This window comes from Dysgonomonas sp. HGC4, from assembly GCF_001261715.1.
Classification (GTDB): domain Bacteria; phylum Bacteroidota; class Bacteroidia; order Bacteroidales; family Dysgonomonadaceae; genus Dysgonomonas_A.
The window spans coordinates 1-13,480 of the sequence record NZ_CVRU01000075.1; the positions used below are offsets into that span (position 1 = coordinate 1).

At 37.6% G+C, this 13,480-nt stretch carries 13 protein-coding genes and 2 pseudogenes; 3 read left to right on the forward strand and 12 right to left on the reverse strand.

From position 1 onward, the window contains the following. Window positions 1-103: 103 nt before the first annotated feature. The 4 genes and pseudogenes from HGC4_RS07140 to HGC4_RS07145 all read right to left on the reverse strand — a co-directional run bounded on the left by HGC4_RS07140 (window position 104) and on the right by HGC4_RS07145 (window position 2,252). Complete coding sequence (locus tag HGC4_RS07140) at window positions 104-1,231, reverse strand: FimB/Mfa2 family fimbrial subunit (RefSeq protein ID WP_050709440.1); 1,128 nt, start codon at window positions 1,229-1,231, stop codon at window positions 104-106. Window positions 1,232-1,497: 266 nt separating this feature from the next. Next, entirely contained in the window at window positions 1,498-1,608 is a 111-nt protein-coding gene (locus HGC4_RS19235) for a DUF3575 domain-containing protein (protein ID WP_082204107.1), read from the reverse strand. After that, window positions 1,595-1,741: pseudogene (locus HGC4_RS19240) on the reverse strand (DUF3575 domain-containing protein); the annotation flags it as partial. The pseudogene HGC4_RS19240 and the gene HGC4_RS19235, both read right to left, overlap by 14 nt. Window positions 1,742-1,874: 133 nt before the next feature. Next, entirely contained in the window at window positions 1,875-2,252 is a 378-nt protein-coding gene (locus tag HGC4_RS07145) for a DUF3868 domain-containing protein (RefSeq protein ID WP_050709441.1), read from the reverse strand. A 386-nt stretch (window positions 2,253-2,638) separates the two neighbouring features. On the opposite strand from HGC4_RS07145, the gene HGC4_RS07150 reads away from it, so the two are divergent. Beyond that, the gene (locus tag HGC4_RS07150) at window positions 2,639-3,523 is read left to right on the forward strand and encodes a helix-turn-helix domain-containing protein (protein WP_050709442.1); all 885 of its coding nucleotides are present in this window, start codon (window positions 2,639-2,641) and stop codon (window positions 3,521-3,523) included. Between the two features lie 348 nt (window positions 3,524-3,871). Here the strand turns inward: HGC4_RS07150 and HGC4_RS18395 are convergent, their stop codons facing one another. From HGC4_RS18395 to HGC4_RS07195, 8 genes and pseudogenes are all read right to left on the reverse strand, one after another. After that, complete coding sequence (locus HGC4_RS18395; protein ID WP_082204106.1) at window positions 3,872-5,200, reverse strand: site-specific integrase; 1,329 nt, start codon at window positions 5,198-5,200, stop codon at window positions 3,872-3,874. A 673-nt stretch (window positions 5,201-5,873) separates the two neighbouring features. After that, entirely contained in the window at window positions 5,874-6,158 is a 285-nt protein-coding gene (locus HGC4_RS19040) for a hypothetical protein (RefSeq protein ID WP_242047126.1), read from the reverse strand. An 882-nt stretch (window positions 6,159-7,040) separates the two neighbouring features. Then, on the reverse strand, window positions 7,041-7,277 hold the full coding sequence (locus HGC4_RS19245; protein ID WP_082204108.1) for a DUF3408 domain-containing protein: 237 nt from the start codon (window positions 7,275-7,277) through the stop codon (window positions 7,041-7,043). Window positions 7,278-7,460: 183 nt separating this feature from the next. After that, window positions 7,461-7,823: a helix-turn-helix domain-containing protein gene (locus HGC4_RS07180; protein ID WP_050709448.1), complete on the reverse strand. Its 363-nt coding sequence runs from the start codon at window positions 7,821-7,823 to the stop codon at window positions 7,461-7,463. Window positions 7,824-8,063: 240 nt separating this feature from the next. After that, window positions 8,064-9,536 (reverse strand): hypothetical protein, encoded by a 1,473-nt coding sequence (locus HGC4_RS07185; RefSeq protein WP_050709449.1) that lies wholly within the window; start codon window positions 9,534-9,536, stop codon window positions 8,064-8,066. A gap of 337 nt (window positions 9,537-9,873) precedes the next feature. Further along, a pseudogene (locus HGC4_RS19250) lies at window positions 9,874-10,148 on the reverse strand (DUF6088 family protein). After that, window positions 10,148-10,465: a DUF6088 family protein gene (locus HGC4_RS07190; RefSeq protein WP_050709450.1), complete on the reverse strand. Its 318-nt coding sequence runs from the start codon at window positions 10,463-10,465 to the stop codon at window positions 10,148-10,150. The pseudogene HGC4_RS19250 and the gene HGC4_RS07190 overlap by 1 nt, the downstream one beginning before the upstream one ends. Before the next feature lie 51 nt (window positions 10,466-10,516). After that, window positions 10,517-11,752, reverse strand: coding sequence for a site-specific integrase (locus HGC4_RS07195; protein ID WP_050709451.1), 1,236 nt, complete (start codon window positions 11,750-11,752; stop codon window positions 10,517-10,519). Window positions 11,753-12,260: 508 nt separating this feature from the next. On the opposite strand from HGC4_RS07195, the gene HGC4_RS07205 reads away from it, so the two are divergent. Together HGC4_RS07205 and HGC4_RS18840 are read left to right on the forward strand one after the other, a co-directional pair. Continuing rightward, window positions 12,261-12,914, forward strand: a complete 654-nt coding sequence (locus tag HGC4_RS07205) for a carbonic anhydrase (protein WP_050709452.1) — start codon at window positions 12,261-12,263, stop codon at window positions 12,912-12,914. A 229-nt stretch (window positions 12,915-13,143) separates the two neighbouring features. After that, complete coding sequence (locus HGC4_RS18840) at window positions 13,144-13,422, forward strand: hypothetical protein (protein ID WP_185099958.1); 279 nt, start codon at window positions 13,144-13,146, stop codon at window positions 13,420-13,422. The last annotated feature ends 58 nt before the right edge of the window (window positions 13,423-13,480 follow it).

A 13,480-nucleotide genomic window follows, 5' to 3' on the forward strand; every position in this document is an offset into this window, starting at 1 on the left:
ACTTCATATCGTTCATATTATGAACATTTAATTAAATAATTACTATTAATTTAAAATAGTATGAAAATATAATGATTACGAATTTTTCTTACCTATAACTGTTTCATAAATATCCACCTTCATTCCAGCCAGTAGTATTGGACAACATAGTGGCCGTAATACGGTCTCCATCCACTTCTAACAAGAGTTCATACTCTTGTCTGAGGGTCTTGTCCAGATCGATCTTTATTGTCTTGAAGAACGTGTACAAATCGAGTGTTTTACCAGCCAGCCGATTACCGTCTATATAGATAGTCAGTAACTCGTGGCTGTTGTTCCGATAGCGGTAGGTCACGAACTGCCCCCTGAGCTGCCTGGCTACATCCATCCGCATCGTATTATAATGACTGACCAATACTTCCTGCAAAAGCACCTGCGGTATGTAATGGAGTATCGCGGCGCTTTGGGAAGGCCAAATATCTTCTGCCTGAGCGTATGTCTCCACTGTTTCGTTTCTGCTCACAAATTCCGGCATAAACATATATTGCGCAGGTATCTGTTCTATAGTCATGTGAAAATTGGAGGCATAGTCGGGGCCTTCCGCTACTTTTTTCCACCTGACGGTAATATTCAATACACAATGCGAATGAGTCATATCTATATTTATCTTACTTACACCGTATTTTTCGACGGAAAATGTACGGTAACCATAGTATAGCCTTTCGCTGCTACCTTGCATGACAGCCGTACTTTTAGAGACTGTAAAGGGATTGTCGAGATAAAGCATCATTTCCTGTTTAGTGGTTATACCTACCTGTTCTTTGTTTACCTTACTTTGGACCGCCTTGTTACCCCAAGTGATAACGGTGTATTTGCCCTCGGGCAGATTGGTTTCGGATACATATTTTCCAAAACAAGAGATGCCCGGCAGATGGTTTATCATCACCAGTATTCCCTGTTGATCAAAAATATATTCATCGAGTGACTGTATATACTCCGGCAATACATTCTCAAGGGTCGTATTCTCTCTATTATAGCGATAGATAAGGCGTGTGTTGTATTCGCAAACCGCCTCCCCGTCGATGTCACAAGAGGAGAAGAATAAGAACAAGACTACTACCCAATCTCTCCCAAAAGGAGGCATATAAACCCCGCCTAACCTCCTCCTTAGGGTTAGGCGGGGTTTATTATGACTTGGTCCCAAAAGAGATTCAGGAGACTGAAAAGAAGTGTTATATATTATTCCTTTCATTCTAATTATATTCTTAAGATTTGATTAGGGATAGGTTTACCTTGGTTGGCAACTTATTTCACTTACCAGCACAGCTTTTTTTAATAGTTCAGAACAGCATCAATATCACCTATGATATAAAATCCCCCCAGTTAAGATACGAAAGCGGATTATCCTTATATGCTTCAGGTAAAATATAACAAGGAGGTTCGGCACAACAGACAATCAGATCAACCAACTCTCTGCGTTTATCAAAAGCCTTACGCCGTCTGCCGATGTATAGTTGCCTACTTTTCAAGACACTCCCGACAGATATACTTGCTGTATCTCATCCGGACATAGCCTATTCCGACTGTCAATTCTAATCCCCAACGTCCAGTCCATTTAACGGAGCTCAGGCTGTATCAACCAGAGACAATAACGCAGGGAACTATAGCCTGACAAATCCCAGAGATTATAATCTGCAGCTATATCCAGTGTCAACTTTCGGCTCAAGGAAAATTCTATGGCGGTATTCTTCGGTATGGTCGTTGCCCAGTAGAGAAATTAGTCTTTTGGGCTACTTACTGTTGTGCCTGAAGTCCTATGCACAAAAGACTAGCCATAAGCTAGCTCGATAAAAAAGAAAAGACGTTTGTAATTGTACATGTCTATAATCTAGCTGTTACGCATGATGCCTTTGTTTTTGATGTGCTTCGCAGGATGTCATTAAACTGATCTGAGCCCGATTCATCCATTTTTCGAAAGGGATACGCAACTCGTAGCAACATGTCACCTCCGAATTACTACAGCCTCTGAGTGCCTTATAGATATGGTAGGGTTTAAAATATCTAAGCATCCCTTTGAAACATTTATGACGTTGCCTACCATTAATGATAACCAAAGGCAATTCGAGGCTATGCTCGTGATCCTTCAATACAGGGGTTAGAACAATAGCCCCATCGTCAGCGATATACTTACATAAAATAGAAATATTTATATCAATATAAAGATGCCGTCCTTTTTGTTCGAGTTGATGTTGTTCTAAATTGATACTATACATAATTCTTTGATTTTAAAAATCAGTATATTCTTAATTACTTATTTATTCGCCTGGAAAATCTTCTTTCTCAATCTCTGAAGTCCGATTGCGTCGTTGCATTCCCTTATTCTTTTTCTTATCTGAAACATCTGACACTTACCAAGTGTCAGATGACAGTTTACCATGATATTAATATTCTATATACCAGAATATTAACTTATCAACCTTAAAGAGTAAGGTAGCCTTATGACACAAATTATTAAACAAGCGGGTCTCTACGGAAGAAAAAACAGAGAGGTAGGTTGCTTTTAATTTACTGAAAACCAATAGATTTTTAGGAATAAGCCCGGCCTACTCCGCAACAAGATAATTAAACTTGGATTAAACATTCTCAAAATCACCCAGATATGAAAATATTACACCTTAATGAACACGTTGCCTGCCGGACTTGCCTGAACTGCGACAAGGGCGCAAATCCTTCCATTAAAATGGAAGAAGTCGGCAAAGGCGTCCTGCTCGGAGAGCAGGCTATACAGAACATAATTATCTTCTTACTTGAGGGGGAGATCACCTACTCCTTCGGAATGTACACTGACTGCAAGATGCGCCGAGGGCAGGTACTTTATCTGCCGGTGGACTATAAGCTGAGTTACAAAGTCGAATCCGAAGCCCGCCTCTTGTTTATACGTCTCGACTGTAAATTGCAGTTCTGTGACTGCTACAGGCTCGAAGATCTGGTACATTGGACTTTGGAAATGCAGGCTCCGTTGGATACGAAAACGGATTCCCCCTATCTGCTGGAAATGAATGGGGCACTGAAAGCTTATGCGGATATGCTCTTGTACTGTATAGGGCAAGGGCTTTGTTGCAGGTATTATAATGAGGTGAAGATAAATGAATTGCTCTATTTATTCGGGGAATTCTACCCGAAAGAGGAACTTGGATTGTTTTTCCGTGAAGCCTTGAGTCACGACACGAGTTTCTCCCACTACGTGATGAACAACTACTATAAATACCACTCCCTTTCCGAACTGGCCATTGCTATGGATATGTCTCTCTCTGGCCTGGAGAAGCGTTTCAGGAAGGTTTTCAATACTTCTGGGTATAAATGGATGAACGACCATAAGACTAAAAAAATATACCATGCGCTCTGTATGGGGGAGAAATCGTTAAACGAACTATGTACCGAATTCGGCTTTGCATCCAAGTCTTCTTTTAACCGCTATTGTAAGCAACATTTGGGACAGACGCCAGGGGTGATTAGGCTCAATATCGGCCTGAGTGTGAGATAGGTAAAGAAAGTGTAAAAATGGGTAACCGTATCTGAAGCAAATTTGAAAAAAGAATGTTTATTTTTACATCGTAAATAGAGGTGAAATCATCCCCGTTCCGACACTTGGTAAGTGTCAGGTGTTAAGATTAAACGATAAAATTAACATAAAATGAGAGATTTTGTGTATTCCTGTTCCAAATTAGCATGTATTTTCCTCCTTTCTGTGAAAATATGACTACAAATATAAAATAAATATTTTATATTTGAGTAGAAACAAAAAAAAATCTGCCCTACTATATAACATAGCGGGAAAGTTGCTAAAGAAATGTACGCTATAGCTTTTGTTGTCAAGGCATATAAACCTGTTTCAGCCCTGGAAGACGGCAAATCCACTCGTGACGGTCGGTGGAGCAGTCAAGGCCAAAGCAATCTGCTCGTTGGCCTGGTCGAGAGTCGAGCGGTCGAAAGAGGCCAAGTAGGTATAAGTCATCTTCTCAGATGAGTGTCCGAGACCCTCGCTGATAACCCACAAAGGCAGGTTCTGTTTCTTGCCGATGGTTGCCCAGCTGTGGCGCGAGACATGGGTCGATAATTTGCCCTCGATGCCAGCTAATGCTGATAGCCTTTTCAAGCGTTTATTCTGAAGGCGCAAACCGTTCTCATATTGTAGACGAGCGGATTTATCTGCATCTCTGATGACGGGGAAAAGGTAAGGGCTGTTGCGGACCTCGCTGCTGAAGCTGTCAATGATACGCTGTAATAAGGGGGTTAGCGTCACTTCGATCTTCTGTCCCGTCTTTTTACGGTAGTAACTGATGACACCCTGGCGGATATTTTCTTTACGCAGGTAAGCCATATCCACAAAGCTCATCCCACGGGCATGAAAACAAAAGAAAAAGTAGCGCCACGAAGTATACAGGCGGCTGTCCAACGGCGGCGATTCTTCGAGAAGTTCACGGGTATCCACAGGCCGGAGGGCCTGCTGTTCCAGTAAGGCGGAGAAATCAAGGTTATTCAACTCGCGCAGGCTCTCTATGGTCAATGCCCTTTTACGGGTTTGCTGAAAGCCAGTGAAAACACCACCAAAGGGATTCTCCCCCCGGGCATCGATCAGCTTCTCCCTGACGGCTTTCCAGTAGATAGCCCGCAGCACACGCATATAGTAAGAGATGGTATTCATTGCTTTTCCCCTTTCCTTCAGGTAAGTCTCGAACTCTTTCATTATACAGGCATTGATATGGCTTAAGGCAATATCATGTCCTTTATTAAAGCGGATAAGGCCGCGACTGACGGTACGATAGGCGCGGGCGGTACGTTCTTGTCCGGCACGCAACAGCTGCCGCGCCTGCTGCTCGGCAAAGCCGTAAAGATTGGCAAGGCTATGCCGGCAGCGATAGCTGCAAAGGAGGTCCTCCAGTGTATAACGTCCCGCTTCCTCCAATCGACCGGCCGTTTCGTCGAATTGTTCGCGGTAACTGGAAAGGCTGTCCGCAGCCTTAGACAAGTAATGGTAGCGAGGACTGTCTTCTTTCGGAAGAATCACATTTTGAGAAACTCCGTCCCATTCGTTCGAGTGAAGCCGCAGGGAACTGGTGATGACTTTGACTTTGCGCCCATGGATGAGGCGTAGGCAGAGGCTGCCCTTGCGACAATCCCCACAGGAGGATTTACGCAGGATAAATTTTAATGTCGCCATAATTTAAGATGATTTGTCGTTTGTTGCTTTACAGTATTACTACTGCAGGCTTTTAATGCATAGTCCGGAAATTCAACGAATACACTTGTGAACTGCTTGCCGATGCCACTTCATACGTGTTTGATGGCAAAGGTAAGACAGGGAAGCGAATTTTCGAAATTTTAAGAAGGGTATTTAAGACCCGGAATAAGATTTGTTTTTTATTTTTTTACAGCCATTCAGGTTCTTGAAAATTCTTTAGTCGTTTTACATACGTTTCACTCTTATGACCATTGATTTTTACAATGGAAAAATTTGAATAAATTCAATTCATACCCTCATCATTGCTTAACGAAAACATACAATTGTTCTTGCTTGTACCATTGGGATCGTTTAGGAGAGATGGGATATCTCGGCCTTCTTGATGCGTATACTATCTTCGTTTTCTGAGGTATATAGGCAAGTTCCTTTATCAGACCCTCACGGGTGTGCATAGATACTTTTTCAATTACTTAACCATAATATTTGCTTTCGCCCAAATACTACCCTGCACCCATTGAATATTTTTCCTGGTTCTCATAGTCTGCCTTGTACTCCGCTAAGTAGACCGTTTTTTTTCGAAATTGGATGCGTATTTCCGCTTTTCGGAAAGGATGTCTCTTTTATGAATAGAGAAACCCAAGATTACAGTACGCTATGTGCTACTTGCAAAGTAATCGGTTTGGCTATCGCTCTCGTCTTGTTTGAGCCGTGCCACTATAACTGCCTTCACATCTTCGGGGAATATCTCGGCAAAACGTTTCCGACCTACGTCTTTCACTTCCTCCTCTCGTATGTGTTCTTCTTCAGCTTCGTCTGCTTTGGTTTTCTCTTGTGCTTCTTGAAGAAGGATGGCAACCTCAAAAGTATCCATAAATGGAGGGTTCTCGCTGTTGTAATAGAATCCGATACCAAATTTTTGGTTCAACGGCTGTATCAAAATCCTTTGTCGTCAGGTTTACCAACTTGTAAATGATAGCCCATCTGTTGTTTGTAATTTCATAGACTACATATCTATGAAGCTGTACTCCTCCATTTGAATAATCTGATTGACTTCTACCACTCGTTTGGCTCTGTCTATCTCTTTGTTTGCACCTAATAAAAATATTTTTGTCATGATGTTAAATTTTTAAGGATTATAAACAAGTCTTTATTATGATTATAAGAGCGATTATAGCACCCAATATCAGCAAGCAGGAGAGAATGCCCCGAAGCACATCATAGAAGAGATACAAGCCCACTAAAGCCCAAATAAACCCTGCTCCCCATAAGGAATAACCCACGATGATTAAGACTATTTTCAAAACCCAACCTATGCTAATTGGAAGGTAGGAGGATCGTTGTTTCTTATTTTTTTCTGCCGTTTGTTTCATAATTTCTGACTTTTTTTTTAACGCTATGCCGTATCGGAGCCGGTGAGGAGTATTCGAGTTTCAGAAGCTTCAAAAAGGGTAGTGTTTAGCTGTGCAAGGTTTTGACGAATAAATACGCTCGCCCAGATAGTAGAAAAAAGGGAAAGAGGCAGATCTTTCGCCAAACTTGTCAAGGCTTGACCTTGCAGCAGCGTAAAGAACACGAAAATACCTTTGCGTCTGAAATCGAACACTCACAGGCTACGATGGTATTGAAGCTAAATGGGGAAGAAATTATGAAACAGGCAGGAAAAATTCCCTTTTACTCACCTGTAATCCGAAAGGGGAGTATAAGAGAGCGGACTAAGGCCTGTGTCACAAGCCACCACTATATAAGATTGATATACAGTTAAATTCATCGCTTATCTTCATTATCCCGTAATCATAGTATGAACAAAAAAAGCAAACTACTATGGAGATAATAAAAAGTGTTGAGTTAGCAGATTCTCGACAAAACCTGAAACGCTTGATTTTTCTGTACCGAGTTTACGGACTATACCGACTATCTTCTCCCGAAGTTCATTGCTGATAAATACGGTTTTACGATCGGTAATCTTAGGAACTGAAAGAAAGGTTTGTTGATAGTCGGATAAACCAGCTTTACGTTGCTTAAAGGATACAGCCTTCTTTGTTGACTGAAGGAGCAGACTTTCTTTTCTGGCACTGTATTGTCAGTACGCTGAGTGTTTACTGTTATCTCACTGGCTAGGGGCTGTTCAATTGGTATAGTCGAATTACTTAATCCTTTTTGAGGATTGATATAGTCATCCAGATTGAAATCCTCTGCTTTTTTATTTTTTGAATTTTGACTCATCGTATTGTTTATTTAATTATTTTGATGTTTTATTAGTAGATTTCTTTCTGGCACTTTCAGCTATAGCCAAGAGTGTCTGATCCGAATTTGAAGAGGGGGTTGTTTGCCCATCTATCCATTTGAGCAGTTCAGTACGTGAGAATACAATCCTGCGCCCGAAATAACGGAATGGGAGTTGCTTATTGGCTGTCATTTTATAAAGCCTCGATTTGCTAAGTTTATAGCCATTTTCAGAAAGAAAAGCCAAAGCTTGTTCTACACAGCAGTTATCAGGGATTTTTTGTGGCTTTGTTTCCTGTTCTGATGGTAAGGCATTCTTGACTGCTTTATGAACAATTTCTTCTAATTGTTCAGGAGTTGTTAAAATAATTTGTTTCATATAATGCGATTTAAATAATTTGTACTTGCAAGCGTCCTTGCTTTACTCGTCCGAGTCTGCAAGCAAAGTTAAATCGGCTTTATATGAAGAGTTTTATGAATTATCCAACTGGGAGAGGTATTCTCACATTATTTTATTCATGTTATATATTTCTATTTATTAGACACATACATATAGAAAAGAGCCAAAAGGTATCTTTCGGCTCTGTGAATCAGCATGAATTATCGTTTGTTGATTTTCTTATTCAGGGAAGATGTTGGCTACTGCTTTTATAAATCTGCGGTGATTATATACTCCGTCTTTCTCTATAAATTGATTGGAATAAGAGGAATGTGATAAACCATAAGTATTAAGAAAGGGAATTAACCATTCTTTTTCATACCTATAGGTCGATACATCGGTTCTGTGTTTCCATATTCGCTTGAGCAGATAATAGAACAGGGTTTTATCTTTGATCTCAAATGCTTCTACTTTTTGTATTGTGGTTGTAAAAACATTCAGAAATTCTATGACGGATATGTCTTCCCAAAGGGTAGTATTAAATTCTTCGTGTACTTGTATCAGGGTGGATAGTTTCATGATACAATCCGGACGTAATTTTTCTTTGTATATTATGCCACTCGATTCTATTTGCACTCTGCCATCAACTGATTGATTGTTTTCAATCTCTATATTTTCTATAAGTTCATCAATTGTGGTTGGCTCAGCTACCTCCTCTTCAACAATAGTTTCTGCTCTTTCTGTTTCTTCTGTATCAGGTTCAGAAATTATTTCAGCTTCGGTTTCAACAATTGGTTTTTCTTCTTTATCTAATTCCCGAACAAAGAATATACTGCTTAATAGTAAAATCAGGTGTTCGAATTGAGGTAAAGTCATTAAATCGGTATAATCATTTATTGAATTCTTCTCAAACTTCCAATCGTAGGTAGAAGAATATTGGGAGTAGTTAAACTCAAAATATCGGGCATAGTCGGATAGATTTAGTTTTTCGAGCATATCGGATAAGATATACCCTGTTATGTGTCTTTTGTCGATACTTGGTTTTCCAAGCAGATAATCGGAAACGAAGTTACGGTCACAAAAGTCAGTAGATAGTTCTATGGCTTTACTTACATATTCAGCCTTGTATTGCTGAGTGAGTTTGCCTGTTTCATTTTCTGAAACGATCCGTTTACGGTTATTAAAATCTCTGAGTAGTTGTTTTGTATAGGGAGTGGTTACAATTGGTATAAAGTGATAGAGCTTCCATAGAATATAATTATTGTCTTTGAAATAATACTCCGGCAGATTTGTCATTACATCTTCAATGCCTTTATAGATAACTGGTCTTTCGAACTCATCCCGATTTTTGAAGACTTCATCTCTTATAAACTGATAGGTGTTGAAGGATAGTTCTTCGAGTTGTTTGGTTATTGGGTATTCGTTGTATAGTTGCTTGATAATAGGGTTATATTCAACCAGCAGGTCGCTGTTGGCTTCGCTCAGGAATAGCAGGCGGTTGATTGAACATACAAAGTCTTCGGGGTATGCTTCTCTTCTTGATAGATTATGTTGGATTTCGGATTTAAGTTGATTGAAATCCGGCAGGGCACTTTCAAGGGATAGGTGTATTTTTCTTTCACCAGCACAGGCTTCTTTATTGGATTTTAGCTGATATTTAATCAGGCTATTGTATTGTTCTATATAATAAAGAATGTCTTTGATAGTATCCATAAAAAGATTGTTTTAATCCAAACTAACTTTCCTAAAACTATTGTTCAAGTCTTTTATTTTCTCAATAAGCTTATCAAAAGATAATGAATCTCCATAAATCATAGATGATTGCATTTTACTATAGTCATCTCTCCACTTCGATAACACCTCGCTTGGAGGAACAAAAGAAATAACTTGTGGTAGTAAAGTTTTATAATCAAAGTCTTTCAATCTAATAAACTTCTTGCGATGCTCTATTGCAGTCCTATATATATGTTTTACTTTCTATATCCTTAATTATATTATTTGCTCTTCTTTCTTCTTCGACATTAAGCCAGCAGTTCATTCTCGGAGGTATTTATGAGTAATAAATAATATCTGTAATCCAACGGGGAGCAATGTAGGCATTCGATATTACCATTTCTTTTGATTCTAGTTTCACCATTTTTCTAATCTGCTCCAACTCTTCAGATCTTATTTTATCTTTCCCTATTTTTTTTAATGCAGAAACGACAAGTGGAGTTATTCTTCCTTTAAAGGAGAAATTTACAGGTGCAGTTTGTTTAAATGTAATAGTTTGTTTGCAACCTTTATTTTACGAGGAATCCCATCCGTCAGGTAAATAACATTCATTAGCACTTGTGTGTTGAAAGCCCTAAGCTATTTAATGCAAATAATCCTGTTGGAATTATTCTTGACTTATCTCGCTTCGAAATAGCCTGAGCTATATTATCTACAGATGGATATAATATGCCTAATTCCTTATCAATAATAGGATATAAATAGACTCCTCTTGATATACGAATAATAGTCCCCTCTTTGCATATGCGAGAAAGAGCTTTTCGAACAAAGTCATTATTTCCTAAATGATCAAACTCTTCAGGGAAGAAAATACTTCCTCGTTTGAAATTTTGGATTATATCTAATACCTGTTGATGAATTGATTGCATCTTTTATTTTTAATATGTCACAAAAGTATGAGATTTTTGTGACAAACTTTATTAATCCTCTCCAAAATTAGTAAGAAATGCAGCATTCTTAATCCTTTCTTCTTTTTCAAATGAAGCAAGATAGGTCTCAGTCGTCTTAAAATCACTATGCCCTAAGCTTTCAGATATATACGCAATATTCGCCCCACTCCTTTTCAATACACTGGCAAAAGAATGTCTGGCTGAATAAGTACTTAATCCCGATATACCAATAGCCTCGCCTATTTTCTTCAACCGCTTATTAATGCGGTGAGTTACATCCTGAATTGTTCTTTTCTGCTGTAAAGGTGTTTCATCTCCTATGAGAAAAGGGAATATGTAATTATTAGGACTTTTATCTGAATTACCCCATTTCTCTATTATTTGTTTCATCTCTTGTGTTAACAAAGCCTCTATCTCTTTTTTCTCTTTAGATGTATGAAGTGTTTTCGCTCGATAAAAATGAATTTCATCGCCGTCTATATTAGAATATTTAAGCTTTAACATATCATTTACATTGATACCATTACACAAATAAGAAAAAAACCATAAATCCCGATAGCGTTCTGTCGCCTCAAAACCGTCTGTAAAAGTTATAAGCTTTTTTATCTGAGGCAAACTCAATGCTAATTTTCGCCCTTTACCTGATGGTACTTCATATTTCCCTCGACCAAAAGGATATTGAGCCTCTTTTATAATTCCTATATTTTTTGCATCGTTAAATAAGGCTCGAATACAACGAATATATATTGAAATTGTAGTATAACTCTTCCCCTCTGCTAACATAGCTTTTTCATATTTTTTCAACCAATCTTTTGTAATCGAATCAAAAGTAATTTTTTGTCCTGCATATTTTTCTAAATACCTAAAAGAATTTGTATAGACATCTGAATTACCTATTGAGCCAGATTCAATTAGTCCTTGTATTTTTACTTTAAATGCTGTATTCACTGTATCGCTCATGCATTTTCCCAAACGAATATTTAATGCATCAAAAGAAAAGTTTCCTTCATTAACTAATACTTGAACGGTATCCTCAACTTTCTCAAAAGAGTTTTTAATATCAGCCCTTATAGCAATAAGCTTTTTGCCCTTAGTTTCTGAAATAATACTCCATTCTTCAGGAGCTAATTCCTTCCCTGTAGAATAATATTTCTGAGCACGATTAAATACAACTTGAATTTTCACAGGAAATAATCCTGATTGCTTGGGTCTACGGGTATCCAATATTGTTAATATTGATATTCCATCTTTTGAATATTTAAACATAGCATTACTAGATTGTGCATGCAAATCAAAAAAGTGTACATGCAATTTGCATGCAAATATAATGATTATCTGAAAATAAAAAAAATAAAAAGCAGATAATAAAACAAATAACTATCTATTATACAATAAATTAATCTACTAAATGAAAGCTATTGAAAATAGGAAAAACATCAAAAAAGAAGCTTTGGGAGCAGGGGGTCGTGGGTTCGAATCCCGCTATCCCGACACGTAAAAAGAGAGTTAGATTTTAATCTAACTCTCTTTTATTTTTTAGATGTATACCTAATTTGTATGCAACTATTCGGATTAGAATGGATACCTATACTCTAAAAGTGACATTTTATATTACTCCTTCTTTCTTACACTGCAATTACCTCTCATAAAATATGATTAACAATACCTCATTTACTTAGTACCTATTCAGAAAAAGGAAGAACTAGAAATAAAAAAAAGTGATTATTAATTGAACAAATATTATCTTTATCGGATAAATTAAAACACATTGATTATGCCTGACCAAGCAAAGTATGACAAAATATTTGAATCTAACAGAAAATGGATAGAGAAGAATAAAATAGAAAATCCTGGATTATTCGAATTATTAGCAGCAGATCAACATCCCGATTTTCTATACATTGGTTGTTCAGACAGTAGGGTACACCCTAATCAGGTTATGGGGTTAAAACCGGGAGAGGTTTTCATCCATCGTAATATTGCAAACATGGTTATAGCCACTGATTTGAATGCTCTTTCAGTCATCAACTATGGAGTAGAATACCTCGACGTTAAATACATTATTGTTTGTGGTCACTATGGTTGTGGTGGTATACAAGCTGCTATGAAAAATTTAGACTATGGAATACTTAATCCTTGGCTGCGAAGCATACGCGATGTTTATCACCTACATAAAAAAGAGCTAGATGCGATTGGTGACACAGAAGCCAGACATCGACGCTTTGTTGAACTTAACACGTATGAGCAATGTCGCAACGTTATAAAAATGGGAGAAGTGCAAAAATCTTATTATCAAAAAGGCTATCCTAAAGTTGCTGGCTGGGTATTCGATATTAAAGATGCACGACTTCACGACTTAAACTTTGATTTAGAAGGAGAGCTTGATAAAATTAAAGATATTTACGACATTACTGGCAAAGCGCAATAGCTCAAATAATATTTACCAATAATTAAATTACTCCTTCACTAATTGAACAGATCAATACTTAAAAAAAGTAATAATCTATAGACTTACACAACAAAATCTGCTTCTTTGTGTTTAATATGTTTATACGTTCACTATAATTATTTTTAAGCTAGTTTTACATATGTATTGTTCGAAACGAATTTATTTAATGCTACTGCCTCTGGCTATTTTGCTTTGTTTCACTTGTCCCATGAAACAAGAGATAAAGCAATCATTAAATATACCGATCAATACACAAATCAATATTGAGAAAAAGAATGACCTCAAATCGTGCATAACTACTGTTACTCAAAGCGATTTATCTCAAAAAATTAAGAAAAAAACTGAAGGTAAGATTTTACTCTTTTTCACAGAAAATAAATTTAAAGAACTACGAGATATAACCTCCAGAATATCTCAAAACTTTAATAGACAAAAAGATCCAGATTCGGTTTCATTGTTTATTCTTCATCGGCGACTAATTATTTAAATTACAATTAAGTTTAATTTTATCAATACAGACTAACATTCTTAGTTAATCTGCAATA